The 24,284-nt window shown below is 57.3% G+C and carries 22 protein-coding genes, 3 tRNA genes and 1 pseudogene; 7 read left to right on the forward strand and 19 right to left on the reverse strand.

Annotated features, from left to right (window positions below):
• Position 1 precedes the first annotated feature (1 nt).
• Positions 2 to 1,042 (forward strand): AraC family transcriptional regulator, encoded by a 1,041-nt coding sequence (locus F8N12_RS13630; protein ID WP_150580886.1) that lies wholly within the window; start codon positions 2 to 4, stop codon positions 1,040 to 1,042.
• Positions 1,043 to 1,382: 340 nt separating this feature from the next.
• Here F8N12_RS13630 and F8N12_RS13635 read toward each other — a convergent pair whose 3' ends face one another.
• From F8N12_RS13635 to F8N12_RS13680, 10 genes are all read right to left on the reverse strand, one after another.
• On the reverse strand, positions 1,383 to 2,246 hold the full coding sequence (locus F8N12_RS13635; protein WP_150580887.1) for a DUF2242 domain-containing protein: 864 nt from the start codon (positions 2,244 to 2,246) through the stop codon (positions 1,383 to 1,385).
• Positions 2,247 to 2,472: 226 nt separating this feature from the next.
• Complete coding sequence (locus tag F8N12_RS13640; RefSeq protein ID WP_150580888.1) at positions 2,473 to 4,344, reverse strand: SurA N-terminal domain-containing protein; 1,872 nt, start codon at positions 4,342 to 4,344, stop codon at positions 2,473 to 2,475.
• A 233-nt stretch (positions 4,345 to 4,577) separates the two neighbouring features.
• A complete protein-coding gene (locus tag F8N12_RS13645) occupies positions 4,578 to 4,850 on the reverse strand; it encodes an HU family DNA-binding protein (protein WP_002552737.1) in 273 nt (90 codons plus the stop codon).
• Positions 4,851 to 4,997: 147 nt separating this feature from the next.
• A complete protein-coding gene (gene lon / locus F8N12_RS13650; protein ID WP_028623747.1) occupies positions 4,998 to 7,394 on the reverse strand; it encodes an endopeptidase La in 2,397 nt (798 codons plus the stop codon).
• Between the two features lie 160 nt (positions 7,395 to 7,554).
• A complete protein-coding gene (gene clpX, locus F8N12_RS13655; protein WP_007946893.1) occupies positions 7,555 to 8,838 on the reverse strand; it encodes an ATP-dependent Clp protease ATP-binding subunit ClpX in 1,284 nt (427 codons plus the stop codon).
• 112 nt (positions 8,839 to 8,950) lie between these two features.
• The gene (gene clpP / locus F8N12_RS13660; protein WP_028623746.1) at positions 8,951 to 9,586 is read right to left on the reverse strand and encodes an ATP-dependent Clp endopeptidase proteolytic subunit ClpP; all 636 of its coding nucleotides are present in this window, start codon (positions 9,584 to 9,586) and stop codon (positions 8,951 to 8,953) included.
• 92 nt (positions 9,587 to 9,678) lie between these two features.
• Complete coding sequence (gene tig / locus F8N12_RS13665) at positions 9,679 to 10,989, reverse strand: trigger factor (protein WP_150580889.1); 1,311 nt, start codon at positions 10,987 to 10,989, stop codon at positions 9,679 to 9,681.
• A gap of 420 nt (positions 10,990 to 11,409) precedes the next feature.
• Positions 11,410 to 11,494 (reverse strand) — tRNA-Leu (locus F8N12_RS13670).
• A 54-nt stretch (positions 11,495 to 11,548) separates the two neighbouring features.
• Positions 11,549 to 11,624: transfer RNA gene (locus F8N12_RS13675), tRNA-His, on the reverse strand.
• A gap of 40 nt (positions 11,625 to 11,664) precedes the next feature.
• Positions 11,665 to 11,741, reverse strand: a tRNA-Arg gene (locus tag F8N12_RS13680).
• A 279-nt stretch (positions 11,742 to 12,020) separates the two neighbouring features.
• Between F8N12_RS13680 and folD the strand changes: the two genes are divergently transcribed.
• Entirely contained in the window at positions 12,021 to 12,875 is an 855-nt protein-coding gene (gene folD / locus F8N12_RS13685) for a bifunctional methylenetetrahydrofolate dehydrogenase/methenyltetrahydrofolate cyclohydrolase FolD (RefSeq protein WP_150580890.1), read from the forward strand.
• A 234-nt stretch (positions 12,876 to 13,109) separates the two neighbouring features.
• Positions 13,110 to 14,048 (forward strand): D-alanyl-D-alanine endopeptidase, encoded by a 939-nt coding sequence (gene pbpG, locus F8N12_RS13690; RefSeq protein ID WP_150580891.1) that lies wholly within the window; start codon positions 13,110 to 13,112, stop codon positions 14,046 to 14,048.
• A 65-nt stretch (positions 14,049 to 14,113) separates the two neighbouring features.
• On the opposite strand, the gene F8N12_RS13695 is transcribed toward pbpG, so the two are convergent.
• From F8N12_RS13695 to F8N12_RS28120, 3 genes and pseudogenes are all read right to left on the reverse strand, one after another.
• Entirely contained in the window at positions 14,114 to 14,329 is a 216-nt protein-coding gene (locus F8N12_RS13695) for a hypothetical protein (protein WP_150580892.1), read from the reverse strand.
• Between the two features lie 16 nt (positions 14,330 to 14,345).
• Positions 14,346 to 14,552 (reverse strand): DUF6021 family protein, encoded by a 207-nt coding sequence (locus F8N12_RS13700; protein ID WP_150580893.1) that lies wholly within the window; start codon positions 14,550 to 14,552, stop codon positions 14,346 to 14,348.
• A gap of 92 nt (positions 14,553 to 14,644) precedes the next feature.
• Positions 14,645 to 15,357: pseudogene (locus tag F8N12_RS28120) on the reverse strand (peptidase C39 family protein).
• A 168-nt stretch (positions 15,358 to 15,525) separates the two neighbouring features.
• On the opposite strand from F8N12_RS28120, the gene F8N12_RS27635 reads away from it, so the two are divergent.
• A complete protein-coding gene (locus F8N12_RS27635) occupies positions 15,526 to 15,696 on the forward strand; it encodes a hypothetical protein (RefSeq protein ID WP_191623166.1) in 171 nt (56 codons plus the stop codon).
• Positions 15,697 to 15,774: 78 nt separating this feature from the next.
• On the opposite strand, the gene F8N12_RS13710 is transcribed toward F8N12_RS27635, so the two are convergent.
• Both F8N12_RS13710 and F8N12_RS13715 read right to left on the reverse strand, forming a co-directional pair.
• The gene (locus tag F8N12_RS13710; RefSeq protein ID WP_150580895.1) at positions 15,775 to 16,524 is read right to left on the reverse strand and encodes a TerC family protein; all 750 of its coding nucleotides are present in this window, start codon (positions 16,522 to 16,524) and stop codon (positions 15,775 to 15,777) included.
• Positions 16,525 to 16,550: 26 nt separating this feature from the next.
• Positions 16,551 to 16,793, reverse strand: a complete 243-nt coding sequence (locus tag F8N12_RS13715) for a hypothetical protein (RefSeq protein ID WP_150580896.1) — start codon at positions 16,791 to 16,793, stop codon at positions 16,551 to 16,553.
• Between the two features lie 337 nt (positions 16,794 to 17,130).
• Between F8N12_RS13715 and nhaR the strand changes: the two genes are divergently transcribed.
• Positions 17,131 to 18,030, forward strand: coding sequence for a transcriptional activator NhaR (gene nhaR / locus F8N12_RS13720; RefSeq protein ID WP_150580897.1), 900 nt, complete (start codon positions 17,131 to 17,133; stop codon positions 18,028 to 18,030).
• Positions 18,031 to 18,034: 4 nt separating this feature from the next.
• Here the strand turns inward: nhaR and F8N12_RS13725 are convergent, their stop codons facing one another.
• A complete protein-coding gene (locus F8N12_RS13725; protein WP_150580898.1) occupies positions 18,035 to 19,189 on the reverse strand; it encodes an MFS transporter in 1,155 nt (384 codons plus the stop codon).
• Positions 19,190 to 19,465: 276 nt separating this feature from the next.
• Here F8N12_RS13725 and sstT point away from each other — a divergent pair, with 276 nt between their 5' ends.
• Positions 19,466 to 20,698, forward strand: a complete 1,233-nt coding sequence (sstT, locus tag F8N12_RS13730; RefSeq protein ID WP_150580899.1) for a serine/threonine transporter SstT — start codon at positions 19,466 to 19,468, stop codon at positions 20,696 to 20,698.
• Between the two features lie 128 nt (positions 20,699 to 20,826).
• Here the strand turns inward: sstT and F8N12_RS13735 are convergent, their stop codons facing one another.
• The gene (locus F8N12_RS13735) at positions 20,827 to 21,336 is read right to left on the reverse strand and encodes a DUF1993 family protein (protein WP_150580900.1); all 510 of its coding nucleotides are present in this window, start codon (positions 21,334 to 21,336) and stop codon (positions 20,827 to 20,829) included.
• Between the two features lie 138 nt (positions 21,337 to 21,474).
• On the opposite strand from F8N12_RS13735, the gene F8N12_RS13740 reads away from it, so the two are divergent.
• The gene (locus F8N12_RS13740) at positions 21,475 to 22,122 is read left to right on the forward strand and encodes a YceH family protein (protein WP_150580901.1); all 648 of its coding nucleotides are present in this window, start codon (positions 21,475 to 21,477) and stop codon (positions 22,120 to 22,122) included.
• A gap of 353 nt (positions 22,123 to 22,475) precedes the next feature.
• On the opposite strand, the gene F8N12_RS13745 is transcribed toward F8N12_RS13740, so the two are convergent.
• Positions 22,476 to 22,994 (reverse strand): cupin domain-containing protein, encoded by a 519-nt coding sequence (locus F8N12_RS13745; RefSeq protein ID WP_150580902.1) that lies wholly within the window; start codon positions 22,992 to 22,994, stop codon positions 22,476 to 22,478.
• A 381-nt stretch (positions 22,995 to 23,375) separates the two neighbouring features.
• Complete coding sequence (locus F8N12_RS13750) at positions 23,376 to 24,194, reverse strand: shikimate 5-dehydrogenase (RefSeq protein ID WP_150580903.1); 819 nt, start codon at positions 24,192 to 24,194, stop codon at positions 23,376 to 23,378.
• Between the last annotated feature and the right edge of the window lie 90 nt (positions 24,195 to 24,284).

The following is a 24,284-nucleotide window of genomic DNA, read 5'->3' on the forward strand; positions in this document are numbered from 1 at the left end:
CATGAAACCGCTGCCGATGCGCCTCGGGGATCTGTCGGTAGGTTTCGTCCACAGCCTTGCCGACGCCATGCGCAGCCACGACATCGACCCGCACCCCTTGCTCGAACAATATGGCCTTGACCCGGCGCGTCTGAGCGAAGCCGGAGCCCGCCTGTCCATACCGCGCTACATGCGCCTGGGTCACGGCGCAATCCAGCTCACTGCGGACCCGGCACTGGGCTTGCGCATGGGTCGGTTGAGCCGCTTGAGCCAGGCGGGTCTCGCTGGCGTTACCGCCGCGCAGGCGCCAACCGTGAGGGAAGCGGCCCGTTGCCTGATTCGCTTCGAAGCGTTGTACGGGTCCAACTACCGCGGGCAATCGAGTTTTCACGAGGACACCCAGGGTGCGTGGCTGCGGTTCTACTCCATCAGCCCTTACAACACCTATAACCGCTTCGTCGTGGATTCGATCATCGCTGGATGGCTGCAGCAATTGTCCAGCGTCAGCGGCACTGCGTTGCAGGCCGAACGCATCGAAATTGAATTCCAACAACCCGATTACGTGGATGCTTACGCAGCGCTGGGTTGCTGTCCGATTCAATTCGGTGCCGAACAGAATCAACTGCGCCTGAGCCTGGGGAGCCTCGCGCTGCGAAACCCACTGCATTGCCCCAGCACCTGGCGTCACTTGCTGCAACTGTGTGAACGAGAACTTGAGCAATTGACCCGCACCCGCAGCTTGCGTGAACGTATCACTCAACTATTGGGGCCGTTGCTCAATGGTGGCCGGGAGCCCGACCTCGAAGAGGTGGCGGCACGCTTGAAACTGCCTACCTGGACTCTGCGCCGCAAGCTGGCTGAAGAAGGCACCCAGTTTCGCGCGATTCTCAACGACACTCGTCGTGACCTGGCCATGACTTACATTCGCGACACCGAACTGGCATTCGGCGAAATCGCGTACCTGCTGGGTTTCGCATCGGCCGAAGCCTTCCAGCGCGCCTTCAAACGCTGGAGCGGAAAGACGCCCGGCGAATTTCGCCGTAGCCATCGTCAAACCGCCTGAGTTCTACAGTTCGGTTGCGTCTTCAGCAGGCTCCAGCGGGTCCAGTTCGAATGCCTGGAACTCAAGCAGCTCTTCTTGATACTCGTCCATATTCAATCCTCCACGCTCAGAAAAAAATGCCTGAATTAATGACCTGTTGATTGAGCATAAAGTGCCCGCGTGAAAGAAAAATGACGCAGGCACAACAGCGCGCGGCTACTTGATAAAACGTAGCAGCCAGTCAGAGATTTATCACAGGATTTTTTCGTTGCGGCGGCATAACTCCTGCCGGGATTGACGCGGATCAACGGGCAAGCTGTTCCGGGATCGTTGAAGGCCGATCCCGGCATCCCGCCACCGCTTACTGAGGCATCGTCGAGATCGGTTCCGACGGCGGCGGCAGGTCGGATTGCGGTGGTGGCGTGATGGTTTCGGACGACGGCGCAGGCTCGTAGGTTTCGTCAGGTGTAATCGGCGCTGTTTCTGCTGGCGGAGCAAATGGCTCGGAAGCCGATGGCGTCGGGGCAGGCTCAGGTTGTGTGACCGGCGCAGTCACTGGTTCGACCACAGGTGCCGGCACGGGGGTGGCGGCCGGAGCAGGTGTCGGCGCGGGGGTCAGAGCGGCTGGAGCGGCCTGGACCTCCGGCATACCGAGGTCGGTTTTAGGCTTCTCGGTAATATGCGCAGCTTTCTTCGCTTCCGGTGGCAGGAACAGCTCGACCAGGGCAAAAAAGCGCTCGTAGAACTTGGCCGAAGAAACGGTTTCGCTGGCAACCTTGACCATCGAATCATCGGACGAGCCAATAGGCATCGACACCGATCCCAATACCCCCACTCCAAGGCTGGCCGAGTTGTTGGTCTTCTTCAGGGCATAACGGTCCTGCAAGGCGTTGGCAAACACGGTGGCGTGGTGCCCCTCACTGCCATCATCGGCGCAGACTACGTTGAAGCTGATCTCCATGTGCGTCTCGCCGGTCTGCTGGAAGCTTTTATGTCCGCTGACCAACTTCGGATCACTGCTGGTGATGATGTAGCCCTGGCTGAGCAACGCCCGACGGGCGGCTTCGCAGGTTTGCGCATCCGTCACCGGGTAATTGCGCGAAAAGGTTCCAGAGTCATCGAAGTTCTCATGCTCATAGATCTCGGCTTTCTTCGACGAGCAACCGGCCGCAACGGCCAGCAGCAAAGCCAGTCCGACAACGCGCATGGGAATTGATTTAAACATTAAACATCCTGAGGAAAACGGTTCGGGGCGTATTGTGCAACAGAACGATGCTTAGCGTCGCACCCATTAGCGTCTTGAAACAGTTACCCGGTTACTGACTGCAATTTCCCGGAAAAGGTCGCCAGTGATGCTCCAGACCGATGGACGCCGCGGAATTTTCCCGCGCGCATAAAAAACCCCGGCGTTCAGACCGGGGTTTTGGTGCAACAGGCAGATCAATCAAACATCAGAAACGTTCGATCTTCGCCTCGGCTTCCAGCTGCTTGCGGAAAGCTGCAAAGTCTTGCTGGCCAATGCGCGAAGCGAGGAAGCGACGGTATTGAGCTTTCTCTTCATCGGAAGGTGCTGCGGCATCGTTGACGCTGTTGAGGCGCACGATCACCAAGCTGCCATCGGCAAGCGTAACGCTACTGAACGTCGGCTTGTCCGGCGTCGCCGGTTTCGGCATGCGGAACAGTGCCTGCAGTACAGCAGGATCAACGCCTTCCTGAGCACGCGTCGCGGCAGTCGTCACTTTCCAGCCCTGGCCATCAATCGCCTTGTCCAGCGGGGTCTTGCCCTCGCGCAGGCTGGCGATCAGCTCATCCGCCTTGGTCTTGGCAGCAGCACTGGCGTGCTCTTTTGCCAGTTGACTGCGAATCGCAGCGGCGACGTTTTCCAGCGGCAGTTGCGCCGGTTTGAGGTGCTCTTTGGCGCGCAAGACGATCACTGTTTCGGGATCGAGTTCGAGCGCGGTGCTGTTCGCACCCTCATCCAGCACCTCCGGACTGAACGCGGCTGTGACCACGGCTCGGTTCGCTGTAACGCCTTCGCCACCTTCACGGCCGAAAGGCTTGGAAGTGTGCACGGTCAACTTGAGATCCTGGGCCGGTTGAGCCAGGTCAGACGCTTCGAACGAGGAATCTTCCAGTTGCTTGGTCGCCTCGACGAAATGCTGCTCGACTTGCTGGGTCTTCAGCTCGCGGGTCAGCTTGTCTTTCAGGCTGGCCAATGTCGGCACTTCAGGCGCTTCCACGCCCAACAGCTTGATCAGGTGGAAACCGAAATCGGTGCGAATCGGCGCCGACACCTGATCCTTGGTCAAACCGTACAGCGCGGTTTCGAACGCTGGATCGTAGACACCTGGACCGGCATAGCCGAGATCACCGCCATTGGTAGCCGAACCCGGATCCTGGGAGAACTCCTTGGCCAATGCCTCGAATTTCTCGCCCTTCTCCAGACGCGCCTGCACTTCTTCGATCTTCGCCTTGGCTTGCGCCTCGGTAACCTTGTCGTTCACTTCGATCAGAATGTGCGCGGCTCGACGTTGCTCCGAGAGGTTCGCGATTTCTTTCTGATACGCAGCTTGCAGGTCTTCGTCCTTGACCGCTACCTGATCAAAGAAGGAAGACTTCTTCAGCTCGATGTAGTCAATGACCACCTGGTCAGGCGTCATGAATTCCTTCGCATGCTCATCGTAGTAGGCCTTCACCTCCTCTTCAGTCACTTTGACCGCTGCCGGGTCAGCCTTGACGTTCAGGGAAGCGAAATCGCGAGTCTGCTTTTCCAGACGGGCAAACGCGAGCACTTGGGCGTCGGTGACAAAACCGCTGCCAGCCAGACCGGCGCGCAACTGACCGATGAGCATTTCCTGAGTCAGCATCTGACGGAATTGCATACGGCTGTACCCCAGTTGACGAATCACCTGGTCAAACCGCTCCGCGCTGAACTTGCCGTCCACCTGGAATTCCGGCGTCTGCAGGATCACCTGATCCAGCGCTGCTTCGGAGAAGGCGAATTTCGATTCCTCTGCGCCTTGCAGCAGCAGCTTGCGGTCGATCAGGCCTTTGAGGGCCGAGTCGCGCAACATTTTCTCGTCGAGCAAAGAAGCATCGAAATCCTTACCCAGCTGTTGCATGAGCTGGCGGCGTTGCATGTCAACCGCTTGGCTCAGCTCGTTCTGGGTGATTTCGTCACCATTGACCTCAGCCGCGTTCTGGCTGTTGGTCGTGGCCTGAAAAATGGCCTCTACACCGGTAAAAGCCATCAACACAACGATGATCCCGATGATGGTTTTGGCAATCCAGCCTTGTGAATTGTCCCTGATATTCTGCAGCATGCGTCCCCCAGAAACGGTTGAACTTCAAAATTAGGCAACCGTGGAGCGTGGGTAGAATCCGGATAGAAGAAAGGCGCATCCGAGGATGCGCCTTCTCGTAACTGGCGGAGCGGACCAAGGGTTCGAACGTGCGACCCCCGGCGTCTCGGACCGGCGACTCGCCGACTGGACTCCCGCTCCGCTGCCAGGTCAGGCATGACCCCGACCCGGATAGGCAAAAACCTGAATCTGACTTAGTTGACAGCTTCCTTCAGCGCCTTACCGGCTTTGAAGCCTGGTTTTTTGGCAGCTGCGATTTCCAGAGTCTTACCGGTCTGTGGGTTACGACCGATGCGAGCCGGACGATCAGTCACGGAGAAAGTACCGAAACCAACCAGGACAACAGAATCACCGGCCTTCAGAGCGCCAGTGACGGATTCGATTACAGCGTCCAGCGCACGGCCAGCAGCAGCTTTCGGGATATCAGCGGATGCAGCGATAGCATCAATCAGTTCCGACTTGTTCACTCTAAGTCCCCTTATATCTATTTGAGTATGATTCTAAGTTTTTTGGTGAAAGCAAAAACGAGTGCTGAATGGCCTACAGACACTTAAGAGCCGCTTTATAACAAGGGCTCTAAAAAGCTGTCAACAAGCCCCTCAGGCAAATGCGTATTAATGCGTGCTAATTCTTTCCTTAGAGTCAGACTCGCGTTTTTCATCCTTTGCGACGATCTCCGGGGCCACATCTGGCAGGGGCTCCGGCGCGTATTGCAGCGCAATTTGCAGGACCTCGTCAATCCATTTAACCGGTTTGATCTGAAGATCCTGCTTGATGTTGTCAGGAATTTCCTTCAAATCGCGCACGTTCTCCTCTGGAATGATCACCGTTTTGATGCCGCCACGGTGAGCTGCGAGCAGTTTCTCTTTCAGGCCACCAATGGCCAGAACCTGACCACGCAACGTGATTTCGCCGGTCATGGCGACATCCGCGCGTACCGGAATGCCGGTCAGTGCCGAAACCAGCGCCGTACACATGCCCACACCGGCACTAGGGCCGTCCTTCGGGGTTGCCCCTTCCGGCATATGGATGTGCGTGTCGCGCTTCTCGTGGAAGTCGAGAGGGATGCCCAGGCTTTTCGCCCGGCTACGCACGACGGTAAGTGCTGCAGTAATGGATTCAACCATCACATCGCCCAACGAACCGGTCTTGATCAACTGACCCTTACCCGGCACAACCGCCGCTTCGATGGTGAGCAATTCGCCACCGACCTGAGTCCATGCCAGGCCTGTCACTTGACCAATCTGATCCTGCGATTCAGCCAGGCCATAACGGAATTTACGCACGCCGAGGAAGTGTTCCAGCATGTCCGCAGTGACTTTCACCGAGAAGCGTTTTTCCAGCGCATGCTCTTTCACGGCCTTACGGCAGACCTTGGCAATCTGGCGCTCAAGCCCGCGCACACCGGCTTCGCGGGTGTAGTAACGGATGATGTCGCGGATGGCTTCAGCGTCGAATTCCAGCTCGCCCTTCTTCAGGCCGTTTGCAGTGATCTGCTTCGGCGAGAGGTACTTGACCGCGATGTTGATCTTCTCGTCTTCGGTGTAACCCGGCAGACGAATGACTTCCATACGATCCAGCAAAGCCGGCGGAATGTTCATCGAGTTCGAGGTGCAGAGGAACATCACATCGGACAGGTCGTAGTCCACTTCCAGATAGTGATCGTTGAAGTTGTGGTTCTGCTCGGGGTCGAGCACTTCCAGCAACGCCGACGCCGGGTCGCCACGCATGTCGCTGCCCATCTTGTCGATTTCATCGAGCAGGAACAGCGGGTTGCGAACGCCCACTTTGGTCATCTTTTGAATCAATCTTCCTGGCATCGAACCGATATAAGTCCGGCGATGACCACGAATTTCCGCTTCATCGCGTACACCGCCCAAGGCCATGCGCACGAATTTGCGGTTGGTGGCGTGAGCAATCGATTCCGCCAGCGAGGTTTTTCCTACGCCTGGAGGACCGACCAGGCACAAAACCGGTCCACGAATCTTCTTAACGCGCTTTTGCACGGCGAGGTATTCAAGGATCCGCTCTTTGACTTCTTCCAGACCGTAATGGTCGGCATCGAGGATGTCTTCGGCACGGGCAAGGTCCAGGCGCACTTTGCTCTGGGCTTTCCACGGCACTTGCACCAGCCAGTCGATGTAGGAACGCACCACTGTCGCTTCTGCAGACATTGGCGACATTTGCTTGAGCTTGTTCAGCTCGCCTTGGGCTTTGGCCAGAGCATCTTTAGGCAGACCGGCAGCATCGATGCGCTTTTTCAGCTCTTCGATTTCGTTGTGGCCTTCGTCGCTGTCGCCGAGCTCCTTCTGAATGGCCTTCATCTGCTCATTCAGGTAGTACTCGCGCTGGCTGCGCTCCATTTGTTTTTTGACACGTCCGCGAATGCGTTTTTCGACTTGCAGCAAATCGATCTCGCCATCCAGCAATGCCAGGACGTGCTCGACCCGGGCAGACAGATCGATTATTTCGAGGATTTCCTGCTTCTGCTCAATCTTCAATGCCATGTGCGCGGCCATGGTGTCGACCAGACGCCCAGGCTCGTCGATGCTGTTGAGCGACGACAAAACCTCAGCCGGGACCTTCTTGCCCAACTGCACATATTGCTCGAACTGGGACAGCAGGCTGCGCACAAACACTTCCGACTCGCGCTCCGGCGCGTCGACTTCATCGATCAGGGACACTTCTGCGCGGCAGTGGCCATCCACTTCGCTAAAACGCTCAACGGCGCCCCGCTGCTCACCTTCGACCAGAACCTTGACCGTGCCGTCTGGCAGCTTGAGCAGTTGCAGGACAGTGGCAATCGTACCTACGCGATACAGCGCGTCTTCACCGGGATCGTCGTCAGCCGGGTTTCTCTGGGCAATCAGCAATATCTGCTTGTCGCCCGTCATCGCTGCCTCGAGGGCTTCGATGGACTTCTCGCGCCCCACGAACAGCGGGATAACCATGTGCGGATAAACCACGACATCGCGCAATGGCAGGAGAGGCAATTCGATGGTTGTCTTCATGATTTCGCCTCTACGGCGGCCATAAGGCCGTAAACAGATGGATGTAAGCTTGAAACCAAGATGGGGGCTGCCTTCAAAAAAAACAAGCGCAAACACAGTGTTAAAAAACGCAAAAAGCAAAGGGGCCCGAAGGCCCCTTCTTTATTCAGCCGCGTGACGCTCAAGCGTCTGGCGCAGCCTTGGCAGCTGGCTCACTGTTTTCGTAGATATACAGTGGCTTGGATTTGCCTTCTATAACGCTTTCATCGATCACGACTTTACTCACCTCGGACTGCGAGGGAATTTCGTACATGGTGTCGAGCAATACACCTTCGAGAATCGAGCGCAGTCCACGGGCACCGGTTTTACGTTCCAGGGCACGTTTGGCAACCGATTTGAGTGCGTCGGCCCGGAATTCCAGGTCTACGCCTTCCATCTCGAACAGCTTGGCATACTGTTTGGTCAGAGCGTTTTTCGGCTCGGTGAGAATCTGCATCAATGCAGCCTCATCCAGCTCATCCAGCGTCGCAAGTACTGGCAGACGGCCAACGAACTCCGGGATCAGACCGAACTTGACCAAATCGTCAGGCTCGACTTCACGCAGTGATTCACCGACTTTCTTGCCTTCTTCCTTGCTGCGTACTTCGGCGTTGAAACCGATTCCGCCTTTGGTGGAACGGTTTTGGATAACCTTTTCCAGACCAGAGAATGCGCCGCCGCAGATGAACAGGATGTTACGGGTGTCGACCTGCAGGAATTCCTGCTGCGGATGCTTGCGACCACCTTGCGGCGGAACGGAAGCGACCGTGCCTTCGATCAACTTGAGCAGGGCCTGCTGCACGCCTTCACCGGAAACGTCCCGGGTGATCGACGGGTTGTCAGACTTGCGCGAGATCTTGTCGATTTCATCGATATAGACAATGCCCATCTGGGCTTTTTCCACGTCGTAATCGCACTTCTGCAACAGCTTCTGAATGATGTTCTCGACGTCTTCACCCACGTAACCCGCCTCGGTGAGGGTGGTTGCGTCGGCGATGGTGAACGGAACGTTCAGCAAACGGGCCAGTGTTTCGGCAAGCAGGGTTTTACCCGAGCCGGTCGGACCAATGAGCAAAATGTTGCTTTTGCCGAGTTCGACATCGTCATTCTTTTTGTCACGCTGGTTCAAGCGCTTGTAGTGGTTGTAGACCGCTACGGCGAGAACCTTTTTTGCACGCTCCTGACCAATCACATACTGATCAAGGATGCCGCTGATTTCTTTAGGCGAAGGCAATTTATGCGCGCTGCTTTCGGCCTGGGCTTCCTGCACCTCCTCACGGATGATGTCATTGCACAGGTCGACGCACTCGTCGCAGATAAACACCGAGGGGCCGGCAATCAACTTACGCACTTCATGCTGGCTTTTGCCACAGAAGGAGCAATAAAGCAGCTTGCCGTTGTCCTCGCCGTTGCGGGTGTCAGTCATTCGTTCGATCCAAATCCGATAGGCTTGCAACACAAGATGAAGGCTCTTGCGGGCTTTTTCAAGCCCGCCGGTGATCAGACCAGCCGACCAAGCCTATTTTGAGCTGTGTATTTTAAGCTGGGCGCTGGGTAATCACTTCATCGATCAGGCCGTACTCACGCGCGGCCTCTGCACTCATGAAGTTATCGCGGTTGGTATCACGTTCGATTTCTTCAAGCGTGTGCCCGCTATGCTTGGCCATCAGCGTGTTCAGGCGCTCACGGATGAAGAGGATTTCCTTGGCATGGATTTCGATGTCCGAAGCCTGGCCCTGGAAACCGCCCAGTGGCTGGTGAATCATCACGCGAGAATTTGGCAGGCAGTAACGCTTGCCAGTAGCACCGGCGGTCAGAAGAAACGCGCCCATGCTGCACGCCTGACCAATACAGGTGGTCGAGACGTTGGGTTTGATGAACTGCATGGTGTCGTAGATCGACATGCCCGCCGTCACCGAACCGCCCGGGGAGTTGATATAGAGATGGATGTCCTTGTCCGGGTTTTCCGCTTCAAGGAACAGCAATTGCGCACAGATGAGGTTGGCCATGTAGTCTTCTACCGGACCCACCAGAAAGATCACCCGCTCCTTGAGTAAACGGGAGTAGATGTCATAGGCGCGCTCGCCACGAGCAGACTGCTCGACAACCATCGGGACCAGGCCGCCAGCAGCCTGGATATCAGAGTTCTGCTGAATATACGAATTACGGAACATGCTCTGCAGTCACTCCCAAATAGTTATGTCTTGAATACACATAAGCCAGCTCGAAGGCTGGCTTATGTGTGTGCTTCTTATCGCAAAAACGATCAGTCGGCTTGTGGAGCTTCTACCGGCTTGACTGCTTCTTCGTAAGAGACCGATTTGTCGGTCACGCTAGCTTTCTGCAGAACAGTATCCACAACTTGTTCTTCCAGCACAACCGAACGAACCTCGTTCAACTGCTGGTCATTCTTGTAGTACCAGGACACAACCTGCTCTGGTTCCTGATAAGCCGAAGCCATTTCCTGAATCATTTCGCGAACGCGGGCGTCGTCTGGCTTCAGGTCGAATTGCTTGACCACTTCAGCCACGATCAGGCCCAGCACCACGCGACGCTTGGCTTGTTCTTCGAACAGCTCGGCTGGCAACTGATCAGGCTTGATGTTGCCACCGAACTGCTGAACAGCCTGCACGCGCAGACGGTCAACTTCGTTGGACAGCAGCGCCTTTGGCACTTCGATCGGGTTGGTGGCCAGCAGACCGTCCATTACCTGATTCTTGACCTTGGATTTGATCGCCTGACGCAGCTCGCGCTCCATGTTCTTGCGAACCTCGGTGCGGAAGCCTTCCAGACCGGTTTCCTTGATGCCGAACTGGGCGAAGAACTCTTCGTTCAGCTCAGGCAGTTTTGGCTCGGACACAGTGTTCACGGTCACGGTGAACTCGGCAGTTTTACCGGCCAGGTCGAGGTTCTGGTAGTCCTCCGGGAAGGTCAGGTTCAGAACACGCTCTTCGCCGGCTTTAGCGCCAACCAGACCGTCTTCGAAGCCAGGGATCATGCGGCCGGAACCCAGCACCAGCTGGGTGCCTTTGGCGGAGCCGCCAGCGAACACTTCACCGTCAACCTTGCCGACGAAATCGATGTTCAACTGGTCTTCGTTCTGGGCAGCGCGATCGTTCTCTTCAAAACGGGTGTTCTGCTTGCGCAGCACGTCCAGCATCTTGTCCAGATCGGCATCCGCTACGTCAGCGCTCAGGCGCTCAACGGCGATGCCTTCGAAACCGGCAACGGTAAACTCAGGGAACACTTCGAAAACAGCAACGTATTCCAGGTCTTTGCCAGCTTCCAGGGATTTTGGCTCGATGGAAGGAGCGCCAGCCGGGTTCAGCTTCTGCTCGACAACAGCTTCGTAGAACGAAGACTGGATCACATCGCCGACAGCTTCCTGACGCGCATCTGCTCCGAAACGACGCTTGATTTCGCTCATTGGCACTTTGCCTGGACGGAAACCAGCGATCTTGGCCTTTTGGGCAGTCTGCTGCAGACGCTTGTTGACCTGAGTCTCGATGCGCTCAGCCGGCACGGTGATGCTCATGCGGCGCTCAAGAGCAGAAGTATTTTCAACAGAAACTTGCATGGATATTCCTCGTTGCACAGACGTTAGCCGGCCGTTTCCGACCCCAGAATCAAGGGCATGCATTCTAGTGGGTCAAACTCAAGAAGTCACCCTACTGAAAACGGGTAAAAACGCAGCAGGCAATTTAGTAGGCGGGGACAAACGGTTGTGCCTCGCCCTGTTAGCAAATACAGCCTTCAAGCCAGGGCTCTGCATCCATCCTTCTATATATAGAAGACTTCGGCAATCTCTCCCTGACAGCCGACCCCGCAAGGGGACCGACGGACGAATCGGCATCATCGAGAAACACATCTGCGAATACCGACCCATCATTGCGATCCGATCCTGCGACCGCTTTGGAAATTGCGACTTATAAAACAAAAACGGCGCAGCCCTTTTCAGGTGCTGCGCCGTTCTCTGCTATTAAATAGCTGTTTGTAATGGTGCGGACGGAGAGACTCGAACTCTCACACCTTGCGGCGCTGGAACCTAAATCCAGTGTGTCTACCAATTCCACCACATCCGCATCAAGCTTTTAAAGCAAAGGCGCCAGACTGCAAGTCTGGCGCCTTTCTAAATATGGGGTGGACGAAGGGGATCGAACCCTCGACAACGGGAGTCACAATCCCGTGCTCTACCAACTGAGCTACGCCCACCATATTGCCGTGTTACCTTACTTGTGCCAAAGCTGCCTAATGGCGCACCCGGCAGGACTCGAACCTGCGACCATCCGCTTAGAAGGCGGATGCTCTATCCAGCTGAGCTACGGGCGCCTTGTTAATCTGTATTCTTGGACGATTACAAACTAAGTGCTTTCAGTCTTGCCGAATTAAACCTCAACTCTGCTCGACCTTCTTAACCAGTGCTAGGCTGTGCCCGACAAGTGCGACGAATGTTATAGGCGGCCCTGAGGGTCGTCAACTCTTTTTTAAAAAAAAATCATTTAATTAAAGGGGTTAGGGGAATTTGCAGACCAAGCGCCTTTGCCCTCACCGCATGGCATGCGAGAATGCGTTCTCTTTTTTTCCCCTCTCGATGGTTAATCACGCGCAATGACTGCACAACTAATCGACGGCAAATCGATCGCCGCCAGCCTGCGCCAGCAGATCGCCAAACGCGTCACCGAGCGTCGCCAGCAAGGCCTGCGCACTCCCGGTCTCGCGGTGATCCTGGTCGGCAGCGATCCTGCCTCTCAGGTTTATGTCTCGCACAAGCGTAAAGACTGTGAAGAGGTCGGCTTCCTTTCCCAAGCCTACGACCTGCCTGCCGAAACCACTCAGCAAGCGCTGACCGATCTGATCGATCGGCTCAATGATGACCCGGCAATTGACGGCGTCCTGCTGCAGCTGCCCCTGCCTGAGCATCTGGATGCGTCGAAATTGCTCGAGCGCATTCGCCCGGACAAAGACGTCGACGGATTCCACCCTTATAACGTCGGCCGCCTGGCCCAGCGTATTCCCCTGCTACGCCCATGCACGCCGAAAGGCATCATGACCTTGCTGGAAAGCACCGGTGCCGATCTCTACGGGATGGACGCTGTCGTCGTTGGTGCTTCCAATATTGTCGGCCGGCCGATGGCCATGGAATTGCTGCTGGCAGGCTGCACTGTCACCGTCACTCATCGCTTCACCAAAGACCTGGCCGGCCACGTCGGCCGCGCCGATCTGGTCGTGGTCGCTGCCGGAAAGCCGGGACTGGTCAAAGGTGAATGGATCAAAGAAGGCGCGATCGTGATCGACGTCGGCATCAATCGTCAGGACGATGGCAAGCTGGTCGGCGACGTGATTTACCAAACCGCTCTGCCCCGCGCCGGCTGGATCACGCCGGTACCCGGGGGTGTTGGCCCGATGACGCGCGCCTGCCTGCTGGAAAATACATTGTACGCCGCGGAAACCTTGCACGGCTGAGGCGGCGAGCGAGCTTCAACCCGTCGTGTCCGATCAACCCGCCAATGGCGGGTTTTTTTTGCACAAAAATGATCATGTCACCTGGCGAAACGGCCTGCTTATCAGCAGTTCTCAATGAGTTTCAACTGAACAATGATCAGTCATCGACAGTTATTCAGCCATACTCCAGAATGTGCCGCTTTTAAGAAATAGCCCGTTACAAACGGCCTATCACCACTTTATGAGTCTGCCAGCGTGAAAATTCGTCTTTCCATCCTGAGTCTTTTTTTTGCATTTACAGGGACGTTCATCACGCCGACGGTCAATGCCGCCGAAACCACCTCGGCGCCGCGAGATAGCAAGCAATTGAAGATCGCTTCCGGCAGCGCACTGCTTCTGGACCTGCAAACGAACAAAGTCATTTATGCCAGCAACCCTGACGTCGTCGTGCCGATCGCCTCGGTCAGCAAGTTAATGACCGGATTGATCGTAGTGGAAGCTCGTCAGAACATGAGCGAGTACCTGTCCATCGACATCAGCGACACGCCCGAAATGAAAGGCGTATTCTCCCGGGTCAAGCTCAAAAGCGAGCTACCGCGCCGGGAAATGCTGTTGATTGCACTGATGTCTTCGGAAAACCGTGCCGCTGCCAGCCTCGCCCATCACTACCCGGGCGGCTATGTCGCGTTCATCGCAGCCATGAACGCCAAGGCCAAGGCGTTGGGCATGACCAGTACGCATTTTGTAGAGCCTACCGGGCTGTCACCACGCAATGTTTCCACCGCCCGGGACTTGAGCAAGTTGTTGGTCGCGGCTCACAAATACCCATTACTGACCGAGCTGAGCACCACCAAAGAGAAGACCGTTTCGTTCCGCAAACCCAACTACACCCTGGGTTTTCGTAACACCGATCATTTGGTGAACAAGCCCAATTGGGATATTTCGCTGACCAAGACCGGCTTTACCAATGCGGCGGGTCATTGCCTGGTACTGGTGACAAAGATGGGTAATCGCCCTGTGGCGATGGTCATTCTCGATGCCTTCGGCAAATACACACATTTTGCCGATGCGAGTCGAATTCGCAGTTGGGTAGAGACGGGCAAGAGTGCTGATGTGCCTTCGGTTGCCTTGCAGTACAAATCCGACAAGAACCTCAAGCAGCGCCCAAGGGGTGTGGCCGACGCGTCCAAGTAATTGCGCAAGACAAACAGCCGCCGCAAAAGAAAGCCTCGATTATCGAGGCTTTCTTTTATCCAGCATCAGTCGTTTGGAAGCGGCATCTGATCGTCGTCGGGAATCCCGTCACCGACACTTGGATCGCGAGTCCCGGGTGGGTGCTGTCCCGGCGTCACGACGGGCCTTGCCAATGGATCGCGCAAGGGGCTGTTCGGATCCATGACCGGATCCAGATCATCTTCAGGCGTGGTCGGAACACTCTGCGGACGCTCGTCATTAAAACTCGAATCGATAGACATACGCACCTCACTCAGCTCAAGGTTTCAAATCGCCAAGCGGATCGTAAGGCTTGGCTGGGGCCTTTGAATCGTCGTCGGGCTTTTTATCCAGAGGAGCTATCGCCGGCCCGACGGGATCAACCGCAGGATCCGCTGCATCCGGCGAATCCGGGTCGAAACCCAAGTCATCTCCAGACGAATGCTCCGACGAATGCGGACCGCTGGGGGTTTTGGAATCAGCCATGTACACCTCCTGGAAATCTGACCCGGAACATCCGCGTCTGCATCCTTAGAGAGTCACCTGGCGCAACAGTGCCCTATAAATGACGAGCGGGCTTATCGCGCTTTCAGGGCTGTTTTCGCCCGTGCGGCCGCTGGCTCCTGCCCTGTCCGAGCCAACTCGCTGGCTGCGTTGAGCCAACGCTGCGGGTCAACCTCAGCTGGAATCTGCTCGGGTTTTTGAATCAGCACGGCCCAACCACCCGCGTCTTTGAAAGCAGATTCAAATGCAGCAAAGCCCATCAACGCCCGGCGATTCATTCCGGCGCGCAGCAGCACTGTCTGCTTCTGACGATCATATCCGGCCAGAATCGCGTAACGCGGGCCTGACCAAAATAAAGAACCCTCGGTGAAACGCACCATCACTGGATGGCCGGCGGCAACCTGGGTCAACAGGGCAGACAGTTGACTGTCGAGGGGATATACGATCATCCCGTACTCTCGCGCCAGCTTCTGCATATTCTCCTGTAGATGCGCCTCGGCCCCGGGTAGCCGAAGCGGTTTTTCCAGCAGACCCGGAGTAATCACGATGCCTCGTTGTGACAACAGACTGGCAAGAACCTGAGGACCGCTCTGGTAATCCTGCCCTCGGTAAAACGTCCCGCTGAGTTCAACTCGCTCCGGCAGACGCTTTACTTCTGGCGCCACGCTGCCCGCGCATCCTGCGAGGCAGCCAACCACCAATGCCACGATTGCAATTCGCGAAAAGACCATCATCACTCTCTGTTCAAGCGCCAGGCATAAAGGCTCCCGGCTCGGGCGTCGATCATAGGATGCCTCACCGCAGCGGTATAGCCTTTACCGGCAGTTCGACGGATTCAATAGAGCGAAGGGGTTGGTGCCGGGCGACCTTTGGTCAATAGCCTGAAACACGCCAGCGACTAGACTGTCACTTGAGAAGCGTGTGCGCCTGCTGCAGGGCGAAGAAGGAGGCACCGATGAGCCTGACGATGACCATAGTGATGTTGATTGCCGGCTGGCTGGCGGTGGCTACCTCCATGTTGTGGGGCGTGTTGCGCATCACTCGCCGACACCATCACCACCCCGCTCGGCCGACACCTGCGCTTGAAACTGATAAACCGGACGGCGGACACGTGACCGCACACTGACCTGCCCCGCTCGACATCCAGACCAAAACGGCCGCCTGGACTCTCTCGAGCCCGGACGGCCGTTGTGTTTAGCGCAACTTATGCTTTAGCAGCGACACGCTTTTGCTTGGCCCGTCGCGACATCATGTTCAAACCCTCGATCGTCGCCGAGAATGCCATCGCCGCGTAGACGTAGCCTTTCGGAACGTGAGCACCGAAACCTTCGGCGATCAGCGTCATGCCGATCATGATCAGGAAGCCCAGTGCCAGCATCACGACCGTCGGGTTGTCGTTGATGAACTTGGCCAGTGGATCAGCCGCCAGCAACATCACCAGCACCGAGACCACGACTGCAATGATCATGATTGGCAAATGCTCGGTCATGCCGACTGCAGTGATGATGCTGTCGATGGAGAAAACCATGTCGAGCATCAGGATCTGCCCGATGGCTGCGGCGAAACCCAAGGTGACGGTCGAAGTGGCCGACTTTGGATCTTCCGGGGCCGGGTCCATGCTGTGATGGATTTCGGTGGTTGCTTTCCACAACAGGAACAGGCCGCCGGCGATCAGGATCATGTCCTTCCAGGAGAACGCGTGGCCGAGAATCTCGATCACCGGGGTCGTCAACTGGACGATGAACGCGATAGTGCTCAGCAATGCCAGGCGCAGAATCAGCGCCATGCCGATACCGATCCGGCGCGCCTTCTGCCGATGCTGCTCGGGCAGCTTGTTGGTCAGAATCGAAATGAAGATCAGGTTATCGATGCCCAGCACGATTTCCATCACGACCAGGGTGGCCAGGGCGACCCAGGCAGTAGGGCTTGCAGCAAGTTCTAAAAGGTATTCCATGGGTCAGTCCTGACTCGTTAGACGGTTTAGATTTCCTGGGACGAAGATTCACGATCTTGCTTGTCTTCGACCGATGGCTCTTTTTTGCTGATCAATCCGCCGGTGGCATCGCTGATCGCCTGTTCGGCAGCTTTGTGGGTGTCGTCGATCGCTTGTTTGGCGGTCTCCGCAGCCTTGCCCATCAGTTGTTGCGCGCTTTTCTCAGCCTGGTCGCACCCTGCCAGAATCAGTAAAGACGTAAACAACAGCGCGGTGGTCTTAAACTTCATGAAGCTTCCTCGATAGAACGAAACGCGCCGAAACGGTGGCCCGTTGATAGCGAGGCATTCTAGGGAGGCGAACAGTTCAGGAAAATTCGTATTTTTACCGGGTATACTTCGGTTTATACGAACCCAGACCTACTGGCTATTTTTCACTTGCAGGAGCGTGTAGGAGCTGTCGAGTGAAACGAGGCTGCGATCCGTTGATCTTGTTTCAAAAACAACGTCAAAAGATCGCAGCCTCGTTTCACTCGACAGCTCCTACAGGAGTCATAACGGTGTTCATGACGGTGGGCATGACAGTGGGCATGACAGGGGTCATGACTCGGGACATGAGAGAGGACACATGCTCAATTACCGACAGCTGCATTATTTTTGGGTAGTGGCCAAGACCGGCAGCATCGTGCGCGCCTGCGAGCAACTGAACCTGACCCCACAAACCATCAGCGGGCAAATTTCCTTGCTCGAACAAACCTATGGAGTGGAATTGTTTCAGCGCGTCGGTCGGCAACTGGAACTCACTGAGGCCGGGCGCCAGACCCTGCCCTATGCCGAGCAGATGTTTCAACTGGGGGGCGAACTGGAATTAATGCTGCGGGCACAGCCGAACGAGCAGCAGATCCTGTTTCGCGTCGGCGTCGCAGACGTGGTGCCCAAATCGATTGTGTATCGCCTCATCGCGCCGACCATGGAATTGAGCGAATCGATGCGCATTACCTGCCGCGAAGACAAGCTTGAGCGCTTGCTCGCCGACCTGGCGATTCAGCGCCTCGACCTGGTGATCTCCGACAGCCCGATGCCGACCCATCTGGATATCAAGGGTTACAGCCAGAAGCTTGGGGAATGCGGGATCAGTTTCTTCGCCACCGCCGCGCTGGCGGCTCAATACGGGAACGACTTTCCACACAGTCTGCACGGCGCGCCGCTGTTGATTCCAGGTCCGGAAACCGTGGTGCGCAGTCGTTTGCAGCGCTGGTTTGCCGAACAACAGATTCAACCACGCATCGTCGGCGAGTTCGATGACAGCGCCTTGATGCAGGCATTCGGCCAATCAGGCAGCGGGATTTTCATTGGTCCGAGCGTGATTGCGGACGAGGTGAAACGCCAGTACGGCGTGGTGCTGATCGGCCAGACCGACGCGGTGACCGAATCGTTTTACGCCATTTCCGTAGAGCGCAAGGTCAAGCACCCTGGCATTGTCGCCATCACCGAGGGTGCTCGTCGCGAGCTGTTTACCGATATTTGACGGCTCAGGCGCAAACTTCGCGCGGTTTGAACGTCATCAGCGCCATCGCCAGCAAAATCGAGAGCAGAATAAAACCGGCCGCCGCAAAACCCAGACCTTGCAGGCCCACGCTGTCGATCACCCGACCGCCGACCATGGCGCCAAGGCCAATGCCGAGGTTAGCCCCGGCGATGTTCAACGATGCGGCAAAGGCTGGCGCTTCAGGCGCTGCTTTCATCAAGCGTACGTGACTGACCAGGAACAACGCGGCCTGGGTCACGCCCCAGATACCCATCGCCGCCGCCAGCCCCAGCGGCGAATGAATGTTCGGCACCAGCGTCACCATGCCGGCAATCATGAACGCGCAGAACGTCATCGATGCGATCAGCGGATGACGGTCCACCGCGCGGCCGCCCAGCGAATTACCGATCAGCCCGACCGCGCCGAAACCCATCAGGCACCAGCCGACCACCGTGCCGTTGAAGCCGGCCAGGCGCTCGAGAATGTCCGCCAGGTAGGTATAGGCAGTGAACATGCCGCTGAACACCAGCACCGACAGCAGCACATGCCCGATCATCAACGGGCTGCGCAAGATCTTGAACTGCGAGCGGAAGCTGACCTGATGTTGATGCAGATCGGTTTTCGGCAAGTAAATAAACAGCAGCAACGCTTTGGCAAAGGCGATGAACGCGAGAATGCCGAAGGCGCTGCGCCAGCCCAGTGCGTCGGATATCAGCGTCCCGACGGGAATCCCGAACACTGTGGCGCAAACGATGCCGAAACCGATCTTGGCAATGGCGCGCCCTGCGTAATCGGGCCCGACGATGTCCACCGCCGTTTCACTGGCCAACGCCCAGAACACCGGCAGCCCCAGCGCTGGAACCAGGCGCGCGAAGGCCATCACCCAGATGTTCGGTGCGAACGCCGCCAGCGTGTTGGCGAGGCCGAACATGATCAGCACCGAAATGAAAAGCTTGCGCCGTTCGAACCGGGCGAAATAAGCGGTCAGGAATGGACCGAAAGCGGCGACTGTGAAAGCAAACAGGGTCACCAGCAATCCCGCTTGGGGAACGCTCACCGCCAGGTCCCGGGCGATGGCCGGCAGCAGGCCGACAATGATGAACTCTGTGGTCAGCACGGTAAAACCGGCGGCGGACAACAGGAGAATGGGCAACAGCATGCAGAACTCCAGGAAAACGACAACACCAGCGATTGCCCGAAGGCCCACTGGCGGAACATGAAAGAAGGATGCGTAATGTTAACAGAGTGTTTCCGCGCGCGGTTGCACGAACCTGTCGATCACGTTGAACACACGGGCGACAGTTCGTCACAGGCCTGAAGGAAAAAGACGACGCTGTGATAAAGTCCGCGGCCTGCGATACCCACCCTATTCGCCAGCGTTGGCCTGATACCGTCACGCCGCCCGCGCACCTAATAAAATCAGAGATGCCGTTTTATGACTGCCCCATCCCCTTCACTTTTAAACCGTTTGAAACGCTTGAGCCTGGTGACGCAAATCGTCATCGGCCTGATCGCCGGTATCGTCCTTGCACTGCTTGCGCCCGAGATGGCCAAATCCACTGCGTTTATCGGCAAGGTCTTCGTTTCGGCCCTGAAAGCGGTCGCGCCGATTCTGGTGTTTGTGCTGGTCATGGCATCGATCGCCAACCATAAGCACGGTCAGGAAACTCACATCCGGCCGATTTTGTTCCTTTATCTGCTGGGCACTTTTGCCGCGGCAGTGGTGGCGGTGGTTGCAAGTATGATGTTCCCTTCGAATCTGGTGCTCGCCACCCATGACGTCGCGGTGACGGCGCCGGGCGGCATCAGTGAAGTGCTGCAGAGTTTGTTGCTGAGCGTTGTGGATAACCCGGTCAGCGCGTTGATGAATGCCAACTTCATCGGCATCCTGGCGTGGGCGATCGGCATGGGCATTGCGATTCGGCATGCCGGCGAAACCACCCGTGAAGTGCTCGGCGACTTGTCCAACGGCGTCACGCTGATCGTGCGCCTGGTGATCCGTTTCGCGCCGCTGGGGATCTTCGGTCTGGTTGCCTCGACCCTCGCCACTTCCGGTTTCGGCGCGCTGCTCGGCTACGCGCACCTGCTGGCCGTGTTGCTCGGCTGCATGTTGTTCGTGGCGCTGGTGATGAACCCGTTGATCGTGTTCTGGAAACTGCGTCGCAACCCGTATCCACTGGTCCTCACTTGCTTGCGCGAAAGTGGCATCACCGCTTTTTTCACCCGCAGCTCGGCGGCGAATATTCCGGTCAACCTGGAATTGAGCAAGCGCCTGGGCCTGCATGAGGATACTTACTCGGTGTCGATCCCGCTGGGCGCCACGATCAACATGGCCGGCGCGGCGATCACCATCACCGTACTGACCCTGGCTGCCGTGCATACGCTCGGCATTGCGGTGGACATTCCAACGGCGATCCTGCTGAGCGTTGTTGCCGCGATCTGCGCCTGTGGCGCGTCGGGCGTGGCAGGTGGTTCGCTGTTGCTGATTCCGCTGGCGTGCAGCCTCTTCGGGATCCCCAGCGAGATCGCCATGCAGGTGGTTGCGGTGGGCTTCATCATCGGTGTGTTGCAGGATTCGGCCGAGACGGCGCTGAACTCGTCCACCGACGTGCTGTTTACGGCGGCGGCGTGCCTTGGAGAAGAAGAGAAAGCTGCGCGGATGGCGTGAAGCTAGAGAGATCGCAGCCTCGTTTCACTCGACAGCTGCTACGGGGACGGAGGCCGACGATCTTTTAGATCATCAAAAGAAAGCCCGCCAAGGCGTGAACCTTGGCGGGCTTTTTTGTAGCCGGCGGTTTAGAACGCGCCCATGTAATCGCGCTTGCCCACTTCCACACCGTTATGACGCAGCAGCGCATAGGTGGTGGTGACGTGGAAGAAAAACTGCGGCAGGCCGTAGCTCAGCAGGTAAGCCTGACCGGTGAAGCGCTTTTCTTTCGGCGTGCCTGGGCGGGTAACGATCTCGATGCCTTCCTGGCCGTTGATCTGCTCCGGCTTGATTTCGCCGATGTAGGCCAACACCTTGCTGATCAGTGCCTGCAGTTCGGCGAAAGTGGTTTCGGTGTCTTCGTACTTCGGCACTTCCAGCTCGGCCAGACGCGAGGATACGCCCTTGGCGAAATCAACGGCGATCTGCACCTGACGCACCAGCGGGAACATGTCCGGGTACAGACGTGCCTGCAGGAAAGCGTTCGGGTCGATGTTTTTCGCCGTGGCGTGGGCTTCGGCTTTGTTCAGCACATCGCTCAGGGCGTTGAGCATTTGCTTGAAAACCGGAACGGAGGCGTCGTACAGGGAAATGGTCATGGCAGTCTCGTGTTGTGACAGGAGGTTAAAGTGGGCCGATTATAGCCATGCTCGGCGCTCCTGCGGCTTGTCTTTTATCCAGCAAGGATTACGCTAGACGGCTTCGACTGCAAGCATCAACGGCATAGGGAAAGCGCGATGAGCACTGAGCAACAAACCACCTTCGAAGAGCCCCGGCTCAACAGCACCGAAATCCGCATTCTCGGTTCGTTGATCGAAAAACAGGCCACTAGCCCGGAAACCTATCCACTGACCCTTAATGCCTTGGTGATCGCCTGCAATCAGAAAACCAGTCGCGAACCGGTGATGAACCTGACCCAGGGTCAGGTTGGGCAGAGCCTGCGCGCTCTTGAAGGACGCGGCTTCACCAAACTGGTGATGGGCAGCCGCGCCGACCGCTGGGAGCACAAGGTCGACAAGGCGCTGGAACTGGTTCCGGCGCAGGTGATTCTGACCGGGTTGCTGTTCTTGCGCGGTCCGCAAACGGTCAACGAACTGTTGACCCGCAGCGGCCGCATGCATGAGTTCGAAGACGCCGAACAGGTAGTGCATCAGCTGGAACGTCTTATCGCTCGCGGGTTGGCGTTGTTGATTCCACGTCAGTCCGGGCAACGCGAAGATCGCTACATGCATGCGCTGGGGGATCCGGCGGATATCGAAACAATTCTCGCCGCGCGACACAATCCAGCGGAGCGCAGTGGCGGCAGCGGCGTTTCAGTCGAGCGTATCGAAGAGCTCGAAGCGCGAATTGCAGCGCTGGAAGAACGCCTGTCCCAACTGGAGTAAGCACTCACTCAGTCCCTGTAGCAGCTGCCGAGCCCGCGAGGCTGCGTCCGAGTGCGCAGCAGTCGTCGTCCGCTGACGCAGGACGCCTGATGGATCGAGGCACCTATTTTTCACGACTGCTGCGCAGGCGGACGCAGGCGCGCGGGCTCGGCAGCTGCTACAGAGTTCTTGGCTGGACGCAGGCGCGCAGGCTCGGCAGCTGCTACGGAGTTCTTGGCTTGACGCAGCCTCGCGGGCTCGGCAGCTGCTACAGAGTTCTTGGCTGGACGCAGGCGCGCGGGCTCGGCAGCTGCTACGGAGTTCTTGGCTTGGCGCTGGGTAGCTGCTACCGGAATCGGTGTGGCCGCGGTGCCTTACTCGCCGTCCCAATAATCGATGCCGTCGGCTGGGCGGGCGATGGCGGCGAAGCCTGTGGCGTTGCCGTCGGCGTCGATCTTGAAATTGTCCATTACAGCGTATTTACCGGAATCGGGGTACTCGCAGATTTCCGGCGACTGCTGGGTGCTGACCGCCAGATAACGCAACTCGCCGGCGCTGGTGTTGATGATCTGATGCGCCGCCTCCTGATCGCCTGACGGGCAAGCGATCACGTCGCCCGCGCGGATCGAAAATCGCTCGCGACCCAGGCGGATGTGCCCTTCCCCGGCGACGATGTAAAACATTTCCTCGTTGACCCGATGGCTATGGAAGGGACTGCCACGCATGCCCGGTTCCAGCACATACAAGCGATATCCCAGCTTCTGCGCACCGAGCTGCTGGCCCACACGCGCAAATCGCTGTTGATAGCGTCCGGCGGTTTCACCCGTGGGGGCCAACGCTTCAGGCAGTGATTCCAGTTCGACCTGATCCAGATTGAGAATCGGTGGATGCATGAGAAAAGTCTCGATCACGGTTGTTGGGGAACGCAGGTGTTCGCCTACGGTGTAGCAGCATAGCTTGCTCGCGATAGCGGTGAATCAGCGCCCGCAGGTCAGGATGCACCCGCGCATCGCGAGCAGGCTCGCTCCCACAAGGGATTGTGTTGGGCGCGACACCTGCGGTGAATTTTCCCCAGTGTGGGAGCGAGCCTGCTCGCTTCCACGAGGGATTGATGTTGGGCGCGACACCTGCGGTGAATTTTCTCCAGTGTGGGAGCGAGCCTGCTCGCTTCCACGAGGGATTGATGTTGGGCGCGACACCTGCGGTGAATTTTCTCCAGTGTGGGAGCGAGCCTGCTCGCGAAGACGCCAGCCCAGCCACCACCCGCTCAATGTTCACGCCCGAGCGAATGCCACCGCTTTCTGAAACTGCTCGTCCGTCGGGCGCACGCCGGTATACAGGACGAACTGCTCGAGTGCCTGGATCGCAATGACTTCCAGCCCCGTTATAATCTGTTTGCCTTGCGCACGGCCCTGCACGATAAGCGGGGTTTCCGAGGGGATTGCCACCACATCGAAGACTGTTTGCGCAGCGGCAATGGTCTCGGCATCGAAGGCTAATTGATCTGCTTCAGGGCCACCGGTCATGCCGATCGGCGTGACGTTGATCAGCATCTGTGGCCGCAGCGCGTCCAGTTCCGCTTGCCACTCATAGCCCAGCGATTGCGCCAGTGCACGACCGGCCTGCTGGTTTCGGGCCACGATCGTTCCATTGCCGTAACCGCCATCACGCAAGGCGCTGGCCACGGCCTTGGCCATACCGCCACTGCCGCGCAATGCAAATGTCGATGCCTTCGGCACCTTATGCGTGTTCAGTAACTGTGCGATGGCGATGTAATCGGTGTTGTAGGCTTTGAGGTGACCACCGGTGTTGACGATGGTATTGATCGATTGAATGGCCGCCGCCGACGCGTCCAGTTCGTCTACCAGGGCAATGCTGGCTTCCTTGAACGGCATCGACACACCGCAGCCGCGAATACCCAGCGCGCGAATACCGCCGACGGCACCCGGTAGGTCCTGACTGCGAAAAGCCTTGTAGTAAAAATTCAGACCCAACTGTTCATAAAGATGATTATGAAAACGCAGACCAAAATTCCCGGGACGTCCCGACAGGGACATGCACAGCTGGGTGTCTTTGTTGGGGTTCATCTGCATGTGAAGCTCCTTCAAATTGCACTTTCCGATGGACGGGATTAGCCAGTCCATCGCGCTCAGATCGATCATATCGGCGTACGCCTGCGGGCA

It is taken from the genome of Pseudomonas fluorescens, from assembly GCF_902497625.1.
Classification (GTDB): domain Bacteria; phylum Pseudomonadota; class Gammaproteobacteria; order Pseudomonadales; family Pseudomonadaceae; genus Aquipseudomonas; species Aquipseudomonas fluorescens_BQ.

Bases quoted from the DNA above. Each gene is read 5' to 3' on its own strand.
- F8N12_RS13635 (WP_150580887.1), bottom strand. From the start codon at position 2,246: ATGTTTAAATCAATTCCCATGCGCGTTGTCGGACTGGCTTTGCTGCTG.
- folD (WP_150580890.1), top strand. From the start codon at position 12,021: ATGACTGCACAACTAATCGACGGCAAATCGATCGCCGCCAGCCTGCGC.
- sstT (WP_150580899.1), top strand. From the start codon at position 19,466: ATGACTGCCCCATCCCCTTCACTTTTAAACCGTTTGAAACGCTTGAGC.
- F8N12_RS13630 (WP_150580886.1), top strand. From the start codon at position 2: ATGAAACCGCTGCCGATGCGCCTCGGGGATCTGTCGGTAGGTTTCGTC.
- F8N12_RS27635 (WP_191623166.1), top strand. From the start codon at position 15,526: ATGAGCCTGACGATGACCATAGTGATGTTGATTGCCGGCTGGCTGGCG.
- F8N12_RS13725 (WP_150580898.1), bottom strand. From the start codon at position 19,189: ATGCTGTTGCCCATTCTCCTGTTGTCCGCCGCCGGTTTTACCGTGCTG.
- F8N12_RS13695 (WP_150580892.1), bottom strand. From the start codon at position 14,329: ATGTCTATCGATTCGAGTTTTAATGACGAGCGTCCGCAGAGTGTTCCG.
- F8N12_RS13735 (WP_150580900.1), bottom strand. From the start codon at position 21,336: ATGACCATTTCCCTGTACGACGCCTCCGTTCCGGTTTTCAAGCAAATG.
- clpP (WP_028623746.1), bottom strand. From the start codon at position 9,586: ATGTTCCGTAATTCGTATATTCAGCAGAACTCTGATATCCAGGCTGCT.
- F8N12_RS13745 (WP_150580902.1), bottom strand. From the start codon at position 22,994: ATGCATCCACCGATTCTCAATCTGGATCAGGTCGAACTGGAATCACTG.
- F8N12_RS13740 (WP_150580901.1), top strand. From the start codon at position 21,475: ATGAGCACTGAGCAACAAACCACCTTCGAAGAGCCCCGGCTCAACAGC.
- lon (WP_028623747.1), bottom strand. From the start codon at position 7,394: ATGAAGACAACCATCGAATTGCCTCTCCTGCCATTGCGCGATGTCGTG.
- tig (WP_150580889.1), bottom strand. From the start codon at position 10,989: ATGCAAGTTTCTGTTGAAAATACTTCTGCTCTTGAGCGCCGCATGAGC.
- F8N12_RS13640 (WP_150580888.1), bottom strand. From the start codon at position 4,344: ATGCTGCAGAATATCAGGGACAATTCACAAGGCTGGATTGCCAAAACC.
- F8N12_RS13710 (WP_150580895.1), bottom strand. From the start codon at position 16,524: ATGGAATACCTTTTAGAACTTGCTGCAAGCCCTACTGCCTGGGTCGCC.
- F8N12_RS13715 (WP_150580896.1), bottom strand. From the start codon at position 16,793: ATGAAGTTTAAGACCACCGCGCTGTTGTTTACGTCTTTACTGATTCTG.
- nhaR (WP_150580897.1), top strand. From the start codon at position 17,131: ATGCTCAATTACCGACAGCTGCATTATTTTTGGGTAGTGGCCAAGACC.
- F8N12_RS13700 (WP_150580893.1), bottom strand. From the start codon at position 14,552: ATGGCTGATTCCAAAACCCCCAGCGGTCCGCATTCGTCGGAGCATTCG.
- F8N12_RS13750 (WP_150580903.1), bottom strand. From the start codon at position 24,194: ATGCAGATGAACCCCAACAAAGACACCCAGCTGTGCATGTCCCTGTCG.
- clpX (WP_007946893.1), bottom strand. From the start codon at position 8,838: ATGACTGACACCCGCAACGGCGAGGACAACGGCAAGCTGCTTTATTGC.